This is a genomic window from Dokdonella sp. (genome assembly GCF_017744955.1).
GTDB lineage: Bacteria > Pseudomonadota > Gammaproteobacteria > Xanthomonadales > Rhodanobacteraceae > Dokdonella_A.
Genome location: NZ_JAGIAG010000001.1, coordinates 13,832 through 32,971 on the forward strand (window position 1 = coordinate 13,832; position 19,140 = coordinate 32,971).

The window sequence follows — 19,140 nt, forward strand, 5'->3', positions numbered from 1 at the left end:
CGGCGGCGGCGTGCCGATCGACGTTTTTCGCGCGGAATCCTCATGCCATGAAGCCGAGGTCGTGCGGTTCGAACTCCTTCAGGTTCGGGAACACCAGATGGAGCGCCTCGTCCGGCACCCCGAACCAGCGCCCCAGCGTCGCGCCATACTGGTCGACGGCGATGCGCGGGATCAGATTGCCGTCGCCGGCGATGTCCTGGCTCGCCGCCGACAAGTCCGGCATCGCGCCGAACACGCGCTGCCCGCGCACGGCGCCGCCGAGCACGAACAGATGGTTGCCCCAGCCGTGATCGGAGCCGTCGCCGTTGCTGGTCAGCGAGCGCCCGAACTCGGTCGCGGCGAACGTCGTCACGCTCGATTCGACGCGCAGCTCGATCGTCGCCGCATGGAACGCCTTCAGCGCGCGCGACAGACCGGCCAGGAGCTGCGGCTGGTCGGCCATCTGCGCGTCGTGCGTGTCGAAGCCGCCGAGCGAGCAGAAGAAGATCTGCCGGCGCATGCCGAGCGCCTGACGCACCGAGATCAATTCGGCGGCGCGGCGGAGCTGGTGCCCGAGCGCGAACGCGAAGCGGTCCGCCGCCGCACCGCCCGGCTCCGGCGGAGGCGGGAACGGGGTGGTCAGTTCCGGCGCCCCGGCAAGCGCGTCGGCGAGCACGCGATAGTCGTCGACCGCGCCGAGCAGCCGCCGGCGATAGGACTCCACCAGCAGATTGGGATGCGCCTGGGCGAGAAGGGCCTCCACCTCGGCGACGGCGCTCGGATCGCGGTCGGCCTCGAGCGAGCGGATCGCGCCGGTGTCGACCGAAAGCGCATCGGTCCTGAGCCCGCTCTGGAACGGATTGCTGCCGGCGAGCGATAGGTTCATCGCCACGGCGGCATCCGGATTGCCGCCGGCCTGCAGCAGATCGGCGATGCGTCCGCCCCAGCCGCTGGCCGGCGTCGTGTCGACCGGCGAACGCGCCTCCAGCGACTGCCAGAACGTCTGCTGGTCGTTGTGCGAGAACAGCTGCGGTGGCAGGCGCGCGGTGCGCTGGTCGTACTGCTGGCGCGACACGGGCTCGACCAGCGCGCCGACGTTCGCCAGCAGCGCGAGCCGGCCGCCTTCGAACAAGGCTTGCAGTTCGGACAACGACGGGTGCAGGCCGAGTGCGTAGTCGGCGCCGGCGATCGGGTTGATCGGCAGCAGCGCCTCGCGCGGCAGCGTCAGACCGCGGCGGCGGTTCGCATAAAGAGCGTATTCGGCAGTGGAGCGCGGCACGATCAGGTTGTGGCCGTCGTTGCCGCCGAGCAGGAACACGCACACCAGCGCTTTGTAGTCGCTGCCGGCCGGCGCCGATTGCGCCCATGCCGCATTGAGCAACGACAGGCTGGACGGGGCGGCGAAGAACGCCGAGCCGCCGGCCAGCGCGGCGAGGCTGCGGCGCAGGAAGCCGCGGCGCGAATGCAGGGAAGATTTCGTGCACATGGGAAAGGCCTCAGCGCTGCACGGCGTATTCCGCCGACGTGGTGATCAGGTAGAGCACGTTCTGCACGCGCAGCAACGTATCCTCGGCGGGAATCGTCAGCAGGCGCGTGCGGATGCGCTGGCGCAGCGGATCGGACATCTGGCCGCCGAGCAGCAGCTCGTCGCAGCGGTCGAGCAGTGCGTCGAGCGCGCCGGGCGGCGCCTCGGCGCCGCCGGAAGCCGGACGGATCAGCGCTTCCCAGCGCCGCAGATCGATCACGCGCGCGTTCGGACTGAAGTCGTCCATCGGCCCGCCGAGATAGCCCCAATAGATGCGGCCGGACAGGTCGTTGGTCAGATGGATCGCGAAGTTCGCGCTGATCGCCTGCATCTCCGGCGCGACCATGCCGGCGGCGAGCGGCGGGCCGGGCGTGTGGTCGGGCGCGAAGAAGTTGAACACCGACGGCGACTGCAACGCGGCCTGGTTGTATCGGTCCTGGATGTTGAGATCGTCGCCGAGCAGTTCGTCCTCCTCCCACGAGACGTCGAACGCGCGCCACATCTGGGTCAGGCGCAGCAGCGGCTCGCGTATCTTGCCGAACGTCGTCGGCGCGGTGCGATGCCCGGTGCGCGCCTCCGGATCGAGCAGGATCGCGCGCACCGTCGCACCGAGGTCGCCGCGCACGCCGGCGCCGTTGTCCTCGAACACGGCGGCGACGCGGCCGACGTAGGCCGGCGACGGGTTGCTGGTGACCAGGCGCTGGATCAGCTGGCGGCCGACGAATGGCCCCACGTTCGGATGGCGGAACAAGAGGTCCAGCGCCGCCTCCAGTTCCGGCCGCGCGTCGCGGTTGGCGGGCAGCACGGCGCCGTCGAGCAGGCGCTTCTCGCCGCGATCGTGGTACGTCTCGAACGGCACCATCGCGTGCTCGGTGCTGCAGGTGAAGTTCTCCTGCTCGAACGGATCCGTCGGGCATTCCTGCCCTTGCCCGCAATGGCAGGCCCAGCCGGTGAACACGCGTGCGAAGCCGCGCACGACGTCGCCGTCGTAGGTCGGCACGGTCTGCCCGTCGACCAGCAGCGGCGTGCCGTCGAGGTTGAGCTTGATCAGGCCGATCGTGAACAGCTGCATGACCTCGCGCGCATAGTTCTCGTCGGCCTGGATGTTGTTGGCCGGATCGGGCTTGCGGTTGCGGTACATGCTGAGGTAGCGCCCCATCGCCGGGCTCAGCGTCACGTCCTCGAGCAGCTGCCGGTAGTTGCCGAAGGCGTTGCGCAGCAGGATGTCGTAGTAGGCGCCCAGCGCGAGACCGTCGTTGCCGAGGGCGTTGCCGCGCTCGGAGACGACGAGGATTTCGCTCAGCGCGAACGCGACGCGCTGGCGCAGCTGGTCCTCGCCGCCGAGCACGTTGACGAACCACGCGATGCAGAACCGCCAGAACGGCAACGGCGCCAGCGGGTCGGTGACCCCCTCGGCGAGGCGCATGTGCGGCAGCATGTACCGGGTCGGTCGCTGCATCTGGCGGTCGAGCCAGGCGCCGTAGCCGCTGGCGACGAGCGCGTCGAGATCGGCCTCGGACGCGCCGAAGGTCGCCTGGGCCAGGAACCGGCTCGCCTCGCCGCGGCTCTCGGGCGTGTCCGACGGCGGATCGAACCCGTAGCGGAAAATCAGATCCGAACCGGCTCGCGCCGGAGCCATGGCCGCGACGGCGCAGAATACGAGCGCCGGCAGCCACCACGAGCCACGCCGTGTCGTCACTCTCATGCGTTTTCCCCCTGCTTCGTTCTCAGCAGGAGTTACGCAAGGAGACGCACCTTCCTATCAGCGCACAAAAGCGAAATGTGACGTCGACAGCACAATCGAGGTCGGGGCGAGGGAAACGGGCGGAGCCGGCGGCTCGACGCGCGCGCAAAGGAGGTCGGTGCGTCCCTGCACCCGGGCGCCGTGCGCATCCCGCACGCCGCCACCACTCCTTCATTCTCCGCTGGATGCGGACCGCGCCAGTGTGGACGCCGACTGCGACGATCTCGTGACAGTTCGTTGGCATCGGCACGCGGGCTTGCCTCTACAATACGCGGCTTTACGAACGGCATGCGCGCGTGAAACAACCCCTCCTCGACGCTCTCCACCAGACGCTGAACGCGCTGCAGTCCGACGGCACGCTGCCGCCCGGCGACGTGCCGGCCTTCGTCGTCGAACGCACCAAGAACCGCGAGCACGGCGATTTCGCGACCAACCTCGCCCTGCTGCTGGCCAAGATCGCCGGCCGGAAGCCGCGCGACCTCGCTGCCGCCCTGGTCGCGGCGCTGCCGCCGGGCGCGGAGATCGCCAAGGTCGAGATCGCCGGACCCGGCTTCATCAACTTCTTCCTGAGTCCGGCCGCCTACCACCGCGAGGTGCGCACGGCGCTCGACCAGGGGGCGGCCTACGGGCGCGGCAACGCCGGCGCCGGGCGCACGGCCGGCGTCGAGTTCGTCTCGGCCAACCCGACCGGACCGCTGCACGTCGGCCACGGCCGCGGCGCGGCGATCGGCGACTGCATCGCACGCGTGCTCGACGCCAACGGCTGGCAGGTCAAGCGCGAGTTCTACTACAACGACGCCGGCGCGCAGATCGACAACCTCGCGCTGTCGGTGCAGGCGCGCGCGCGCGGCCAGGGCCCCGACGACGCCGGCTGGCCGGCCGACGGCTATCGCGGCGACTACATCAAGGACGTCGCGCAGGCGTATCTCGCCGGCGCCAGCGTCGAGGTCGAAGGCCATACCGTAACGGGGACCGGCGACGCCGACGACCTCGACGCGATCCGCCGCTTCGCGGTCGCCTATCTGCGCCGCGAGCAGAATGCCGACCTTGCCGCGTTCGGCGTCGCCTTCGACGTGTACTTCCTCGAATCCTCGCTGTACGGCGGCGGCCAGGTCGAGCGCACGGCGCGCGAGCTGGTCGCGCACGGCCACACCTACGAGGAAGGCGGCGCGCTGTGGCTGCGCACGACCGACTTCGGCGACGACAAGGACCGCGTGATGCGCAAGTCCGACGGCAGCTACACCTACTTCCTGCCGGACGTCGCCTATCACTACAGCAAGTGGCAGCGCGGCTACGAGCGCGCGATCACCGAGCTCGGCTCCGACCATCACGGCACGCTCGCGCGCGTGAAGGCCGGCCTGCAGGCGCTCGACGTCGGCATCCCGAAGGGCTGGCCGGAATACGTGCTGCACCAGATGGTCACGGTCATGCGCGGCGGCGAGGAAGTGAAGCTGTCCAAGCGCGCCGGCAGCTACGTGACGCTGCGCGACCTGATCGACGAAGTCGGCCGCGACGCCACGCGCTGGTTCCTGACCGCGCGCAAGTCCGATTCGCAGCTCGTCTTCGACATCGACCTGGCACGCGCGCAGACCAACGACAACCCGGTCTACTACGTGCAGTACGCGCACGCGCGCGTGATGAGCGTGATGCGCCAGCTCGCCGAACGCGGCCTCAGCTGGGATCGGGCGAACGGCCTGGCCCGGCTCGCGCGCCTCGACAGCGAGGCCGAACAGCTGGTGATGGTGGAACTGTCGCGCTACGGCGAAGCGGTCGAAGCGGCCGGCGCCGGCCTGGAGCCGCACCTGGTCGCGAACTACCTGCGCGAGCTCGCGGCCGCCTTCCACGGCTGGTACAACACCGGCCAGTTCATCGTCGACGACGCGGACCTGCGCGATGCGCGCCTCGCGCTCGCCAATGCCGTGCGCCAGACTCTGGCCAACGGCCTCGACCTGCTGGGCGTCTCGGCCCCGGAGAGCATGTAATGGCAGCGAAGAAGAACGGTCGCCAGGCGACGCGCGGCGGCAACGGCACGCAGAAACCGGCCTGGCTGTGGGTGCTGGTCGGCATGCTGCTCGGCATCGGCCTGATGCTGGTCGTGCTCGGCAAGGACTGGGCGCCGCTGCTGCGCAAGAAGAACCTGCCGCAGCCCAATCCGGAAGCGACCGCGCCGCGCGAGAGCGAGCCGCCGTTGGCCGAAGCCAAGCCGCCGCCGAAGAAGAACTACGACTTCTATCAGGTGCTGCCGGAAGCCGAGGTGGTGATCCCGGACGCCGAGCTGTCGGCCAAGGCCAAGGCGGAGAAGCAGGCGCAGCAGGCGCGCGCGAATCCGACCGCACCGGCGACCACGCCCGGCGCGACGCCGGGCACGCCGGCGGCGCCCGCCGCGGGCGCGCGCTACGTGCTGCAGACCAGTTCCTACCCGGACCCGAAGGCCGCCGACGAAGCCAAGGCGAAGCTCGCGCTGTCCGGTTTCAGCGCGCAGGTGCAGCCGGTCACGATCAACGGCAAGACCTGGCACCGCGTACGCCTGGGGCCGTATTCCAGCGCGAGCGAACTGGAAGCGGCGAAGAAGTCGCTGGCCGAGAACGGCATCAATGCGATTGCGTTGAAGGAACAGCCGGCACAGTAGGCGCGGCGACCTCGAAGCCGTCGGCGAAGAGACGATCGCCGACGGCGAACGTCGCCACGACCGTGCAATCGGCCGTCACCGGCGCGGTCGTGTAGGCGTCTTTCGCCAGCGTCCCGCCGCAGCCGCTCACGCCGTCGACCACGTAGCCCGGATCCGGCTGCACGAGGAACGTCACGGCTTCGCCGTCGTTCACCGTCTGCACCGTCGACGGGGTGATCGAGCCGGAACCGACCACGCTCGGCGTCACCTGATGCGTCGTCGGCTGCGAATGGAAGCGATAGACGATGCCGGCGTCGGTGTTGGCGAGGTAGAGATTGCCCGCCTCGTCCTCGCCGAAGCCGGAATACGTGCCGTAGCCGTTGGCGTCGTCGCGCCAGCGCTCGTACGACCAGACGTCTTCGGCGTCGGGCTTGGCGAAGAAAATCTCGCTCGAGCAGGAATCGGCGAACACGTACATGCCGACCAGCGCCGGAATCGGCCCGCGGAAGCGGTAGCCGCCGGTGACCGCACAGCGCACGCCGCTGTGGCCGTACTCCATCAGCGGCGGCACGCTCGGCGGCAGCGGGTCGGCGCAGACGTTCGCGCTGTTGTAGCGCGCCGTGCCCTCCAGGCAATGCCAGCCGTAGAACAGCGGCTCGCTCGAATCCGGCGTGCGCCGATCGATCTCCTCGAACTGATCCTGGCCGACGTCGCCGATCCACAGGTCGCCGTTGGCGCGATCGAAGCTCCAGCGCCACGGATTGCGGAAGCCGTACAGGAAGATTTCGTCGCAGGTCTGGCTGCTGCCCACGAACGGGTTGTCCGGCGGGATCGCATACTCGGCCGCCGCGCCGGTCGCCGCGCCGCACATGTCGCTCGTCGCCGGCGCGCCGCGCGTGTCGACGTCGATGCGCAGCATCTTGCCGCGCAGGAAATACTGCACGCCGGTGCCGCTGCCGCAGCTGGCCGGATTGCCGTCGGCGGGTTTCTTCCACAGGCACTCGGCGAAGCCGTTGGTGCCGCCCTCCTGGCCGCCGTCGCCGGAGGACATGTACAGGTAGCCATCGGCGCCGAAATGGATGTCGCCACCGTTGTGGAACTGCACGTTGGTGCCGGCGATGCGCATCACGACGGTGCCGGCCGGATCGGCGACGTCCGCGTCGTCGGCGGAGACCACGTAGCGTTCGAGCACTTCGTCCGGCCCGACGCCGAGGCACGTGCCCGGCGGCGAGCAGCCGGGCGGACGGATCGAGACGACGTAGAACTCGTCGTTGTGCGGCAGGCCCGGCTTGCCGTAGTTCGGATGGAACGCGAGCCCGAGCAGGCCGCCGGTACCGCCGGAGCCGGGATAGGTGACCGGCACCTGCAGGAACGGCGTCGGCAGCAGGGCTCCGTCCTTGACGATGCGGATCGTGCCGGCCTGGCTGATCACGAACAGGCGCCCGCTGCCATCGTGCGGTGCGCGCACGCCGATCGGCGCCTCGACCTGATCGGTGACCGTCTCCAGCGCCAAATCGGAAGGCACGCTCTGCGCGGCGGCGACGCCGGCACCGAACGCGAGGACCACCGCCTGCAACGCCGCGAACCCGTGCATCGCACCTCCCCGTGCGGTTTGCCGCGCGGCCTGCGCGCGGCGCCGCTTGCGCGTTATCCGTCGAAACCGTCCTGGAAGATGATGTCGGTCGCGCTGTCGGACTGGAAGCGATAGATCTGCCCGCCCTGCGCCGTGACGTAGAGATTGCCGTCGGCGTCCTCGCCGAAGCTGTAGGTGCTCATGTTCGGCGTGCCGGACAGCGTTTCCCAGGTCCACGGCGCGACGCCCGCGCCCGCATTGGCGACGACGTAGATGTCGCCGCTGCAGTAGTCGCTGAAGAGGTACTGGCCGCGCAGCGGGCCGATCGGACCGCGATACACGTAGCCGCCCGTGACGGCGCAGCCACCGACCGAGTTGTGCGAATAGTCGAGCTTCGGCGGCACGCTGCCGGCCGGGCCGGCGCATCCGGCGGCGCCGCCGGGATAGGTGTGCAGGCCTTCGCAGCGGTTCCACTGGAAGTTCTGCCCCGGGCTGCCGGCGGCCTGGAACGAGACTTCCTCGTAGGTGTTCTGGCCGACGTCGCCGATCAGCATGTCGCCGGTTTCGCGATCGATGCTGAAGCGGAACGGATTGCGGAAGCCCCAGTTGAAGATCTCGGCGCATTCCTGCGGGTGCGCGCCGGCGTCGACGAACGGATTGCCCGGCGGGATTGCGTACGGCGCCGGCTGGCCCGGCGTCGCGCCGCAGAAGTTCGCCGGCGCCGACGCGGTGGTCGCGTGCACGTCCAGGCGGATGATCTTGCCGAGCAGGTAGTAGGTCGGTCCGCTGCCGCTGGTCGTGTGGCAGGTGGACGGGTTGCTGTCGGCCTTCTTGCGGCCGGTGCATTGCGCGAAACCGTTCGGATCGCCCTGCACGCCGCCGTCGCCCATCGACCAGTTGAGATAGCCCTGCCGGTCGAAGTGCAGGTCGCCGCCGTTGTGGTTGTCGGCGATGTCCGGCACGCGCAGGATCACCTCGCCGGTCGGATTGGCGACGTCGGGATTGCCGGCGGACACCGTGAAGCGCGCCAGCACCTGGTCGTTCGTCGCGCCGAGTTCCGGCTCGCCGGACGGGGCGGTGTAGGTCACGTAGAACGTGTGGTTGCTGGCGAAATTCGGATCGAAGGCGAGGCCGAGGATGCCCTGCTCGCTGCTGCAGCTGGTGGCGATCGACACGAACGGCGTCGGCAGCAGTTGGCCGTTCTTGACGATGCGGATGCCGCTGCAGCGTTCGATCACGAACACGCGGCCGCTGCCGTCGGCGGGCGCCTGCACCGCGATCGGCTGGTTGAATGTCGTGCTGCTGTCCGGCCAGCGTACCAATCGGAGATCGGCCGGCGTGATCGCGGCCAGCGCCGGCGTCGCCGCCGCGCATCCCAGCAAGAATCCCAGCCAACGCTCGTTGCGCATCGTCGCGTGCTCCCGTTTCGGCGAGCCGGCCTTTTAGCACGCCGCCGGTTAGATTTACATTGCGCAAACGTCCAGTCCCGGCGTGACGCGCGCCAACCTCGCCGAGCCGCGAGGGGCGTAGGATGGGCGCCCCTGAACGGGACGCCGCGCGCCGACGTCCGATGGAGCGACCCATGCGTACGAAAGCCGTGTCCCTCGCGGGCGTGATCGCCTGCTGCCTTTGTTCCAGCGCCTCCGCCGCCGACTGGCTGCAATGGGGCTACGACCCTTCGCACAGCGCCGACAACCCGGACGAAACGACGATCGGCGCGGCGAACGTCGCGCAGCTGACGCGCCGCTACCAGGTCACCATGTCGGCCAACGCGAACGTCGCGCCGGTGCTGGCGCGCGCGATCGACACGCCGGGCGGCAACAAGGACCTCCTGTTCGTCACCGCGCAGAACGGCCGCCTGACCGCCTACGACGCGTTCGACGGCTCGGTGGTCTGGTCGGCGAACACCACCGGCACCGCGCCGACCGAGAGCGCGCCGGCGATCGACCCGAACCGCCAGTTCGTCTACGGCTACGGCATCGACGGCAAGGTGCACAAGTACCGCATCGGCGACGGCGTGGAGACCACCGACGGCGGCTGGCCGCAGGTGGCGACGCTGAAGCCGAACGTCGAGAAGGGCGCCTCGGCGCTCTCCTTCGCGGTCAGCGGCGGCAAGACGTATCTCTACATGGTCAACGACGGCTACATCGGCGACGGCGGCGACTATCAGGGCCACCTGACCGCGATCGATCTCGCCACCGGCACGCAGAAGGTGTTCAACACCCTGTGCAGCGACATCGAGATCCACATGGTGCCGAACGGCACGCCGGGCACGACCGGCTGCTCCGAACGGCAGAGCGGCATCTGGGGACGCCCCGGCGCGACCTACGACGCCGTCACCGACCGCATCTACATCACCACCGGCAACGGCCTGTTCGACGCCCACACCGGCGGACTGAACTGGGGCGACAGCGTGCTCGCGCTGAAGCCCGACGGCAGCGGCCGCGGCGCCGGCCTGCCGATGGACAGCTACACGCCGACCAACTACAACCAGCTCGACGGCCAGGACATCGACCTCGGCTCCGCCTCGCTGTCGATCCTGCCGGTACCGGCCGCCAGCACGGTGCAGCATCTCGGCCTGCAGACCGGCAAGGACGCCAAGCTGCGCCTGATCGATCTCGACGACATGAGCGGCACCGGCGCACCCGGCGGCGTCGGCGGCGAAATCCAGCTGATCGATGTGCCGGTCAGCGAGTTCTGGATGAAGACCCAGCCGGCGGTCTGGGTCGACCGCAACGGCGATGGCGCAACCTGGGTGTTCATGGCCAACGGCAGCGGCCTGTCCGGCCTCAAGCTCGTGCTCGACGCCGCCAACAAACCCTACCTGCAGTCGACCTGGACCAAGAGCGGAAGCGGCGCGACCGGCGCGACCTCGGCGATCATCGCCAACGACGTCGTCTACCACGCCGGCTCCTGCTCCGGCGGCAACTGCCTGTACGCCCGCAACCCGCACACCGGCGACGTACTGTGGACCTCGCCGACGATCGGCAGCCTGAAATGGCAGAGCCCGATCCTGATCAACGGCGCGCTCTACGTGGCGGCCGGCACCAAGCTCAATCGCTTCGATCTCGGCGAGACCGGCACCACCCACGTGGTCACGCCGAGCGCCGGGCCGAACGGCCACCTCACGCCGGGCACGCCGCAGACGGTCGATGACGGCGCCACGACCAGCTTCGCCGTCACGCCGGACACGCACTACCGCATCGACAGCGTCACCGGCTGCGGCGGCACGCTGGACGGCACCAGCTACACCACCGGCCCGATCAGCGCGGACTGCACGGTCGAAGCGAGCTTCGCGATCATCACGCACACCGTCACACCCGAATTCACCGCCGGCGGCAGCGTGGTGCCGGCGACGGCGCAGACCGTCGACGACGGCGCGGCGACCAGCTTCACGATCACGCCGGACAACCCCGGCATCGCCTTCGAAGCCAGCGGCTGCGGCGGTGCTCTGGACGGCAACGTCTACACGACGGCCGCGGTCACCGCCGACTGCACGGTGACGATCACCTTCTCCGGCGACGACTGGATCTTCGCCGACGGCTTCGAACTGCCGCAGTAGGTGCTCCGGCTCAAGCCTTGCGCTTGAGCCGGATCAACGCCGAGATGTCCTCGTCGCCGTGTCCCTGCGCGAGCAGCACGGCGTAGTCGGCCAGCGACTGTTCGATCACCGAACGGTCGGTGCCGGCGGCGACGGCGAGTTCGCGCACGATCTTCAGATCCTTGTGCAGCAGGGCGAGCTTGAAGCCGACGGCGAACTCGTTCCGCAGCATCGTCGCGCCGCGCTTGTCGAGGAACCAGTTGCCGGCCGCGCCGGCGCCCAGCGTCGGCAGCAGGCGCTCCGCGTCGAGGCCGAGCTTCTCCGACAGCGCCAGTCCCTCGCACACGGCCTGCGCGATGCCGGCCACCAGCACCTGGTTGACCGCCTTGGTGTTCTGTCCCGCGCCGACCTCACCCATGTGACTGATCTTCGCGGCGTAGCATTCGAGCACCGGTCGCGCGCGCTCCAGCACCTCGGCGTCGCCGCCGACCATGACCGACAGCTTGCCGTTCTTCGCGCCCTCGACGCCGCCGGAGACCGGCGCGTCGATGAACTCGCAGCCCTTCTCGGCGAGGATCGCGTGCGCGGCCTTCGCGGTGACCGAAGACACCGTGGAATGGTCGACCACGACGGTACCGATGCGCGCCTTCGCCGCGATCTCCTCCGCCAGGTGCAGCACGTCAGCGTCGGCCGGCACGCACATCGCGATCACGTCGCAGGCGGCGATCAGCTCCGCCAGATCCGCCGGCGCGGCCACGCCGAGTTCTGCGGCCGCCGCGGTCGCCTTGTCGTGCGAGCGGTTCCACACCGCCGCGAGCAGGCCGGCGCGCGCGAGGTGCCCGGCCATCGGCAGGCCCATCGCGCCGAGTCCGACGAAACCGACGTTCAACTCATTCATTGCGATCACTCCGGGCTGGCGCGTTCGATCGATCGGCGCGCGGGAGATGGGAACAAACCTGGATGGAAGGAGCGGAAGGCTTCTCTCGCAGAGACGCGGAGAACGCAGACAAAAAAAACTGAATGGCTTTTCTCTGCGCTCTCTGCGTCTCCGCGAGACCTTCTTCTTGTTCGCGTTCTTGTTAGCGCTGCACCCAGCTACGCGAGTACGGCGCAATGCTTGCGTGCGCGCCCGATCACTCCGCCTCGGCCAGATACGTGTATCCGGTCAGGCCCTGCTCCAGCGCCGACTCGAACGCGCCCGCTTCGGCGCCGGCGAGGCCGGCCGCCGCGATCTTGTCGCGGTACGCCGCGCGCAGCGCGGCGAGGTCGTAGCCGACGTAGTCGAGCATCAGGTCGGTGCTGTCGCCGCGGCGCAGGTGCGTGAACTCGTAGCCGCCGTCGGTCAGCCGCACATTGACCGCGTCGGTGTCGCCGAACAGGTTGTGGATGTCGCCGAGCGTTTCCTGGTAGGCGCCGACCATGAACAGGCCGAGCCGGTACGGCTCGCCTTCGCGCAGGGAGTGCAGCGGCAGGCTGACGTCGACCCCGTCGGCCTCGACGTACTGGTCGATGCGTCCGTCCGAGTCGCAGGTGAGGTCGGCGATCACGCCGCGCCGGTCCGGCGCGCGATCGAGGCCGGCGATCGGCACGATCGGGAAGACCTGGTCGATCGCCCACACGTCCGGCGCCGACTCGAACACCGAGAAGTTGACGAAGTACTTGTCGACCAGCGTCTGGTTCAGGTCGTCGAGCACCTGCCGGTGCACGCGCTCGTCGGGCTTCAGGCGCGAGCGCACGGCGTTGACGATCGCGTAGTAGAGATCGTCGAGTTCGGCGCGGTCGGCGAGCGTGATCTGTCCGAGCGCGTACAGCGAGTAGCCCTCGGCGAGGTGGTACTGCGCCTCGTGGTACAGCTCGGTCGGCGGACGGTGGCCGATCTCGTCCCAGGTCTCGCGCAGGCGGCGCAGCACGGTCGGCTCGTCGAGGCGGGCCGGCGGCACCGCGCCGGCCGGCGCCTGCTCGACTTCGCTGACGTTGACGACCAGCACAGCGTGGTGCGCGGTCAGCGCGCGGCCGGACTCGGTCAGCACGTGCGGCGGCGTCAATCCGTTCGCCGTGCACGCCTCGGCGAGCGCGCCGACCACGGCCGAGGCGTATTCGCCGAGGCCGTAGTTGATCGAGCAGTCCGAACGCGAGCGCGTGCCTTCGTAGTCGACGCCGAGGCCGCCGCCGACGTCCATGTGCGTGATCGGCAGTCCCATGCGCGACAGTTCGACGAAGTAGCGCACCGCCTCGCGCATGCCGTTGGCGATGTCGCGCACGTTCGACATCTGCGAGCCCATGTGGAAGTGCAGCAGCTTCAGCGTGTGCGAGAGCTTCGCGTCGCGCAGCTGGTCGAGCAGCGTCAGGAGCTGGCGCGGCGTCAATCCGAACTTGGCCTTGTCGCCGCCGGAGTTCTGCCACTTGCCGGCGCCGAGGCTCTTCAGGCGCATGCGCACGCCGAGCAGCGGCTCGACGCCGAGCGCACGCGATTCCTCGATCACGTAGCGCAGCTCGGACGGCTTCTCGATCACGATGAAGATGTCCAGGCCCAGACGGCGCCCGATCAGCGCCAGGCGGATGTACTCGCGATCCTTGTAGCCGTTGCAGATGACCGTGCTGCCGGTGCGCGCGAGCGCGAGCACCGCCATCAGCTCCGGTTTCGAGCCGGCCTCGAGGCCGAAGCCCGTGGCGCCCTTTTCCCAGCCGGCGGCGGCCAGCTCGCCGGCGACGTTCTTCTGCTGGTTGACCTTGATCGGGTAGATCGCGGTGTAGCCGCCGGCGTAGTCCCATTCGCGCATCGCCTGCGCGAACGCGCGCTGCAGGCGCGCGCGGCGGTCGTTCAGGATGTCGGCGAAGCGCACCAGTAGCGGCAGGCGCGAGCCTTTCGCGCGCGCCGCCTCGACGATCGCCGGCAGCGACAGCGAAGGCCCCTCGGGGCCGCGCGGGCGCACCAGCAGGTCGCCGCCGGCGCCGACGTCGAAATACCCTTCGCTCCAGTGCGGAACGGCGTACGTTTGCCGCGCCTCCTCGACGCTCCAGCGCTGTTCGCTCACCTCGGTGCTCCAGACGGCCAGGACGGAACGGCGTAGTGTAACGAGACGTTGCGTCCTGCGTATGTCGGCGTCATGCGGAACCGCTACAATCCGCCGCCGCAAATCGCACCCGCGAAACTCCGCCCTCACCGCGCAGGAAGCCCCGATGTCCGTGTCCGAGCAGCAGACCTCCGAACAGCACGATTCCGACAACCGCTGGTTCACCGAGCGCCACGAGCGTTCCGGCTCGTCCTTCGGTCTGCGCGTGAAGGAGCGCCTGCACGCCGAGAAGACGCCGTTCCAGACGATCGAGATCTACGACACGACCGACTGGGGCAAGCTGATGGTCATCGACGGCTGCACGATGGTGTCCACGCGCGACAACTTCCTCTACCACGAGATGATGTCGCACCCGGCGCTGTTCACGCATGCGCGCGCCAAGCGCGTCGTCATCATCGGCGGCGGCGACTGCGGCACGCTGCGCGAGGTGCTCAAGCACGAGGAAGTCGAGCACGCGGTGCAGGTGGACATCGACGAGCGCGTCACGCGCCTGGCGGAGAAGTACTTCCCCGAACTGTGCGAGTCCAACGGCGATCCGCGCGCGGAGCTGCTGTTCATCGACGGCATCAAGTACATGGCCGAGATCGAGCACGAATCGGTCGACCTGATCATCGTCGACTCGACCGACCCGGTCGGTCCGGCCGAGGGCCTGTTCGGCGCGGCATTCTACGCCAGCTGCTACAAGGCGCTGCGGCCGAGCGGCATCCTCGTGCAGCAGAGCGAATCGCCGCTGGTGCATCTGGACCTGATCAAGGCGATGCGCTCGGCGATGCGCGTGGCGGACTTCCAGTCCGTACGCACGCTGACCTTCCCGCAGCCGCTGTACCCGACCGGCTGGTGGAGCTGCACGATGGCGCGCAAGGGCGCCGACCTCAGCGGCTTCCGCGAGCGCGGCGCCGCCACCAAGCAGTTCGCCACGCGCTACTACAACGCCGACATCCACCGCGCGGCGCTGGCGGTGCCGGAGTTCATGCGCGAGGCGTTGGGGGATTAAGGAGGCAGCGTTCGGTCCTCGGGACTCGACGGCAAATTTCGTCGCGGCGGAGGCAACGGGCGCACCGAGTGAAGGCCGGCTGGCAGAGTCGGCGTCTCGCCTCCAGGCGGCGTGATGGCGAGCACCGTGGCGGTCGAGGAGTACTGGACTTCCGTACTCACCGCCATGAACAGCCGGCCGTTCCTGTCCCGCACGAGTCCTGCCAAGGGGCTGGGGTGGTCCATCGCGATCGTTTCGCGCCAAGAGACGGTGCCATCGGCGACGGCCAGCTTGGCGAGCACGTAACCAGCCCCATCGCGGTGCGCGAACAGCAATCCGCCGTCCGAATCGAACGCGGCAGCGCCGTCGCGCCGCCCCCCATCGTCATAGTGTGCATCGTCGACCGGCATGCGCGCGCTCCAGAGCGTCGCGCCGTTGGAAGCATCGACGCGCGCGATTGCATGCCTGCGATTGTCTTCCGCCGGCACGCCGAGCAACAAGAGACCGCCGTCGCGATCGACGAGCATATTGTCCGCGGACAGGCCCGGTCGCCGCCAGCGGATTTCTCCGTCCGTGCCGGACACGCGCATCAGCTCCTCTCGCGCCTGCACGACGACGTCGCCTCGCGGCAGCAAGGCCATGCGCATGTCGGAGTAGGAGGCATCGTCGACGGGAACTCGACGATGCCACATCGAAAGACCATCGACGCCGCGCAATTTGAAGAAGTCGACGCCCTCCTCGCCATTCAAGCCACTGACGCCGTACGACATCGTCACGACGACATCGCCGACCGCGTCGATTGCAATGCGCACGTCGGCGTAGCTTTCGGCACCCGGAGTGCGCGACAGCGGAACCGTCCAGAGCAAGGCGCCGTCCGCAGCCGCGTAGCGCCGCACGGCCAGCGTCGAGGCCACGACGACGCCCCCGTCGCCGGCAAGCGCGAGCGAGCGGGCTCGCTCGTCGTCCTCGTCCGCCGGCAGGCGATCCCCGAAGCGCTCCCACAGCGAGCGTCCGTCTTCCGAATCTACGCGTGCGACGAACGGAGACGCATCGAAATGGGCATCAGCGGCATAGCCGATCGCGTACAACGCACCGGAGGCATCGGCGGCCATGCCGTCGAGTTTCGGAGAAGCTCTTTCCACCAATGACTTTGGCTGCCAGTGCCACAGCACGCTACCGTCCCGTGTCAGCTTGGTCAAATGGGGAAATCCATGGCTCACGTACGGACTGTCGTATTCGGTGATCGCGCGTCCGCCGACGATGACGCCGGGCGCTCCACCATCGACGGCAAGCAGCCACGTCGACAGGGAATCCCCTGTCGAATAGAAATCTATCTGCTGCGGTGACGCGACCGGTTCGCGCACGCTCCAGGCGACATTCAGTGAATCGTCGATACGGCCGAGCCAGAGCTGCCGGTAGTTGTTGAGGCCGCCGAGCAGGACTTCGCCATCCGGCAACGAGGTCAGGAACAACGAGTAGTAGTAGAGACGGTCGCGATCGGCAGCGGTGAACTCCTTTCGTCGCAACAGCCGTCCATTCGCCGTGTCGTACAGCGACAGACGGCCGGTCTCCATCTTCTGCTGGCCGGAAGTCCCGATCATTTCCCATACGACCAGGCGGCCGTCGCTCATGACCGGGTACAGCGATACGCTTCGTACGCCGGTCTCGCTCGGTAGATGGCCCAAAGCACCCGGCGTCGCCCACAACGTGCGCCCGTCGGCCGCCGAGAAGCGCGCGACTTCCGCGGCCACGCCGTCGACGCGCATCGTGCCGACCAGCACGACATCGCCGTTCTCGTCGAACTCCCAGTAGCGTTCCGCCGCCTCGATCTCGCGCTGCCACAGCACGCGGCCGTCACCCGCGAGCCGGCCGATCGTCACCTTGCCGCGGCTGCAAGCGGAAGCGAACACGACACTGCCATCAGGCTGCGCTCGAGGCAATCCGCACAGCGGAGACTGCCAGCGCAAGGCGCCGGTGGCGGAATCGATTGCGTCGACGTGGGACTCGGTTCCGTTGTTGAACGCATCGGTCAGGACCAGCACGAGATCGCTCGATCCTGCGTCGACGGCTCTGCCGTAGAGCAACCAGTCCGGCCGCGCGTTCTCGTTCTGCCAGAGCAGCGAGCCGTCCGCTCCGGACAGCTTGATCGTTCGCGCGACGTCGCCGCGTCGGCCGGTCGCCAGGACATCGCCACTCGCGTCGACCGTGATCGCCCCGGTCAACGTAGGCTCCGCTCCCGCCGGGTCGCGGTCAATCACGCTCCATAGAATGCGTCCGTCGCGCGCATCCAATCGCGCGTAGCAGGCGGCTCGGCGCACCGCACCAAATTGCTTTCTCGCGGCGACGACGACGTCGCCGTTCGCGAACGTCGCCAGCCGCGGAGCTATGTCGAACCAGTCGTCAGCGCAGTCGCCGACCAGATCGCGTTGCCACAAGACCATTCCGTTCACCGCATCGTAGGCGATGACACGCGCTCGACGAATCTCGATGCCGTCGAGCAATCCCTCCCACGCCGCACCGACGATCAGCCGCGCCCGGCCATCGTCGGATCGACTCAATACCTGCCCGCCGAAGTCCAGCGCCGAGGCGACTTCAGCGTATATCGGAGTTTGCCAGAGGACTTCCTGCCCCATCGCCGGGGCGCACCATGCCGTCAGACAGGCGACAACCCGCATCGCGCCGGTGCGCAGAAGATTGCGCATGAGAATCCCTCTCCCGAATTAGAGCCTCGCATCTTAGCGTGCCCCTGCGCGGCGCGGCGCAAGCACGATTGGGCAGCGCGACGCTACGGCGTCGACCGCTGCGGTGCGGAAAACGGCAGACCCTCCGGCTTTCGCCGCGGCAATACCGGGCGCTTCCTATGGCGCGTCACTTCGGCCGGCGAACCGCCGACTGATCACGAAATCGACCCGATCGAGCAACCGCGCCGCCACCAGCGACTCCTCGGCGATCAACACCGCGGCGACGAACAGCGCGAGCAGTCCGGGCCCGGGCAGCACCAGCATCGCCACGCCGGCGATGATCAATCCGGTGGCGGCGACCAGTACGCCGATCCTGCGCAGCCAGCCGCTCGGACGCTCGGCGCGGCGGCGATAGCGGCGCTGGAATCGCGTTCCGGCGGGTTCCGCGCGAAACGCGCGCCAATGTCGTTGCAGGGCTTCGAACATCCGGTTCTCTGTCGCCTCGGCCGGCGCTCGCCGGCGGGTCGCTCTAGTCTCGCCGCGCCGTGCTGAACGAAATGTTCGCTGGCGACGGCATCAGCCGCCAGCCGGCTTCACCGCGTTCGACACGCAGCGGCATCCCGTACAGCGCCGACAGACGCTCGTCGGTCAGCACCGCCGTGGGCGCGCCGTCGGCGAAGACGCGGCCGGCGCGCAGCAGGATCACGCGGCCGATCTCGGGCACGAGCTCCTCGACGTGATGGGTGACCAGCACCAGCGTGGTGCCGGCACGCGCGAGGCGGCGCAAGGTGGCGAGGAAGTGCTGCTGCGCGGCGACGTCCAGCCCGCTGGTCGGCTCGTCGAGCAGCAATGCCTTCGGGCGATGCGCGAGCGCACGCGCGATCAGCACGCGGCGCGCTTCACCGGTCGACAGTTCGGCCAGCGGACGCGCGGCGAGATGAGCGGCCTCGGATTCGGCCAGCGCCTGCGCGGCGCGTTCGCGCATCGCCGCCGTCACCGCATCGGCCGGCACGCGCTGGCTGGCGAAGAAGCCGCTGAGCACGGCGTCGACGGCGCTCATGCCCGGCGCACGCAGCAGGTCGCGCTGCAGGTCCGGCGCGACCAGGCCGAGTTGCGCGCGCAGCTCGAACACGTCCCAGCGCGTGCGGCCGAGCACGCGCACCGGCGCGATGCCGGCGTGCGCGACCGCGTACAGCTCGCGCGTGATCAGCTTGACCAGGCTCGACTTGCCGCTGCCGTTCGGGCCGAGAATCGCGGTGTGCTGACCAGCGTCGACGCGCAGGCTGAGTTCGTGCAGCGCCGGCGTGGCGCCGCGCTGGACGGTGGCGCGGTCGAGTTCGATCAGCGGCGCGACGCTGGCGGGAGCGGCTTGGGGCATCGGTCGATCTTCGCCGAGCGGCGCGCGCAACGCCATCGCCGCCGTCGTATGCTCGCCGCTTTCG

The 19,140-nt window shown here is 69.1% G+C and carries 13 protein-coding genes; 4 read left to right on the forward strand and 9 right to left on the reverse strand.

What is annotated here, in order from left to right:
• Positions 1-40: 40 nt before the first annotated feature.
• Both J7520_RS00065 and J7520_RS00070 read right to left on the reverse strand, forming a co-directional pair.
• Positions 41-1,465 (reverse strand): DUF1501 domain-containing protein, encoded by a 1,425-nt coding sequence (locus J7520_RS00065; RefSeq protein ID WP_291182530.1) that lies wholly within the window; start codon positions 1,463-1,465, stop codon positions 41-43.
• 10 nt (positions 1,466-1,475) lie between these two features.
• On the reverse strand, positions 1,476-3,143 hold the full coding sequence (locus J7520_RS00070; protein WP_291182532.1) for a DUF1800 domain-containing protein: 1,668 nt from the start codon (positions 3,141-3,143) through the stop codon (positions 1,476-1,478).
• A 401-nt stretch (positions 3,144-3,544) separates the two neighbouring features.
• Here J7520_RS00070 and argS point away from each other — a divergent pair, with 401 nt between their 5' ends.
• Both argS and J7520_RS00080 read left to right on the forward strand, forming a co-directional pair.
• Positions 3,545-5,230, forward strand: a complete 1,686-nt coding sequence (argS, locus tag J7520_RS00075) for an arginine--tRNA ligase (RefSeq protein ID WP_291182534.1) — start codon at positions 3,545-3,547, stop codon at positions 5,228-5,230.
• Positions 5,230-5,877: an SPOR domain-containing protein gene (locus tag J7520_RS00080; protein ID WP_291182536.1), complete on the forward strand. Its 648-nt coding sequence runs from the start codon at positions 5,230-5,232 to the stop codon at positions 5,875-5,877. Before argS ends, J7520_RS00080 begins: the two co-directional genes overlap by 1 nt.
• Here the strand turns inward: J7520_RS00080 and J7520_RS00085 are convergent.
• On the reverse strand, positions 5,840-7,450 hold the full coding sequence (locus tag J7520_RS00085) for a PQQ-dependent sugar dehydrogenase (RefSeq protein ID WP_291182538.1): 1,611 nt from the start codon (positions 7,448-7,450) through the stop codon (positions 5,840-5,842). The genes J7520_RS00080 and J7520_RS00085 overlap by 38 nt on opposite strands.
• A gap of 53 nt (positions 7,451-7,503) precedes the next feature.
• Entirely contained in the window at positions 7,504-8,838 is a 1,335-nt protein-coding gene (locus J7520_RS00090) for a PQQ-dependent sugar dehydrogenase (RefSeq protein WP_291182540.1), read from the reverse strand.
• A gap of 173 nt (positions 8,839-9,011) precedes the next feature.
• Here J7520_RS00090 and J7520_RS00095 point away from each other — a divergent pair, with 173 nt between their 5' ends.
• On the forward strand, positions 9,012-10,991 hold the full coding sequence (locus tag J7520_RS00095; RefSeq protein WP_291182542.1) for a PQQ-binding-like beta-propeller repeat protein: 1,980 nt from the start codon (positions 9,012-9,014) through the stop codon (positions 10,989-10,991).
• 10 nt (positions 10,992-11,001) lie between these two features.
• Here J7520_RS00095 and J7520_RS00100 read toward each other — a convergent pair whose 3' ends face one another.
• Positions 11,002-11,868 (reverse strand): NAD(P)-dependent oxidoreductase, encoded by an 867-nt coding sequence (locus tag J7520_RS00100; protein WP_291182544.1) that lies wholly within the window; start codon positions 11,866-11,868, stop codon positions 11,002-11,004.
• 235 nt (positions 11,869-12,103) lie between these two features.
• Positions 12,104-14,005 carry a biosynthetic arginine decarboxylase gene (gene speA, locus J7520_RS00105; RefSeq protein ID WP_291182546.1) on the reverse strand — a complete coding sequence of 634 codons (1,902 nt, stop codon included), beginning with the start codon at positions 14,003-14,005 and terminating at the stop codon, positions 12,104-12,106.
• A 145-nt stretch (positions 14,006-14,150) separates the two neighbouring features.
• On the opposite strand from speA, the gene speE reads away from it, so the two are divergent.
• Positions 14,151-15,038: a polyamine aminopropyltransferase gene (gene speE / locus J7520_RS00110; protein ID WP_291182548.1), complete on the forward strand. Its 888-nt coding sequence runs from the start codon at positions 14,151-14,153 to the stop codon at positions 15,036-15,038.
• On the opposite strand, the gene J7520_RS00115 is transcribed toward speE, so the two are convergent.
• The 3 genes from J7520_RS00115 to J7520_RS00125 all read right to left on the reverse strand — a co-directional run bounded on the left by J7520_RS00115 (position 15,035) and on the right by J7520_RS00125 (position 19,076).
• Entirely contained in the window at positions 15,035-17,719 is a 2,685-nt protein-coding gene (locus J7520_RS00115; protein WP_291182549.1) for a PQQ-binding-like beta-propeller repeat protein, read from the reverse strand. The genes speE and J7520_RS00115 overlap by 4 nt on opposite strands.
• Before the next feature lie 156 nt (positions 17,720-17,875).
• The gene (locus tag J7520_RS00120; RefSeq protein WP_291182551.1) at positions 17,876-18,184 is read right to left on the reverse strand and encodes a PGPGW domain-containing protein; all 309 of its coding nucleotides are present in this window, start codon (positions 18,182-18,184) and stop codon (positions 17,876-17,878) included.
• A gap of 43 nt (positions 18,185-18,227) precedes the next feature.
• Positions 18,228-19,076, reverse strand: a complete 849-nt coding sequence (locus tag J7520_RS00125) for an ATP-binding cassette domain-containing protein (RefSeq protein WP_291182553.1) — start codon at positions 19,074-19,076, stop codon at positions 18,228-18,230.
• Positions 19,077-19,140: the final 64 nt, after the last annotated feature.

What these genes read in the sequence shown, in the direction of transcription:
- J7520_RS00065 (WP_291182530.1), bottom strand. Translation starts at nt 1,465, where the DNA reads ATGTGCACGAAATCTTCCCTGCATTCGCGCCGCGGCTTCCTGCGCCGC.
- J7520_RS00070 (WP_291182532.1), bottom strand. Translation starts at nt 3,143, where the DNA reads ATGGCTCCGGCGCGAGCCGGTTCGGATCTGATTTTCCGCTACGGGTTC.
- J7520_RS00080 (WP_291182536.1), top strand. Translation starts at nt 5,230, where the DNA reads ATGGCAGCGAAGAAGAACGGTCGCCAGGCGACGCGCGGCGGCAACGGC.
- J7520_RS00085 (WP_291182538.1), bottom strand. Translation starts at nt 7,450, where the DNA reads ATGCACGGGTTCGCGGCGTTGCAGGCGGTGGTCCTCGCGTTCGGTGCC.
- J7520_RS00090 (WP_291182540.1), bottom strand. Translation starts at nt 8,838, where the DNA reads ATGCGCAACGAGCGTTGGCTGGGATTCTTGCTGGGATGCGCGGCGGCG.
- J7520_RS00095 (WP_291182542.1), top strand. Translation starts at nt 9,012, where the DNA reads ATGCGTACGAAAGCCGTGTCCCTCGCGGGCGTGATCGCCTGCTGCCTT.
- J7520_RS00100 (WP_291182544.1), bottom strand. Translation starts at nt 11,868, where the DNA reads ATGAATGAGTTGAACGTCGGTTTCGTCGGACTCGGCGCGATGGGCCTG.
- speE (WP_291182548.1), top strand. Translation starts at nt 14,151, where the DNA reads ATGTCCGTGTCCGAGCAGCAGACCTCCGAACAGCACGATTCCGACAAC.
- J7520_RS00115 (WP_291182549.1), bottom strand. Translation starts at nt 17,719, where the DNA reads ATGCGCAATCTTCTGCGCACCGGCGCGATGCGGGTTGTCGCCTGTCTG.
- J7520_RS00120 (WP_291182551.1), bottom strand. Translation starts at nt 18,184, where the DNA reads ATGTTCGAAGCCCTGCAACGACATTGGCGCGCGTTTCGCGCGGAACCC.
- J7520_RS00125 (WP_291182553.1), bottom strand. Translation starts at nt 19,076, where the DNA reads ATGCCCCAAGCCGCTCCCGCCAGCGTCGCGCCGCTGATCGAACTCGAC.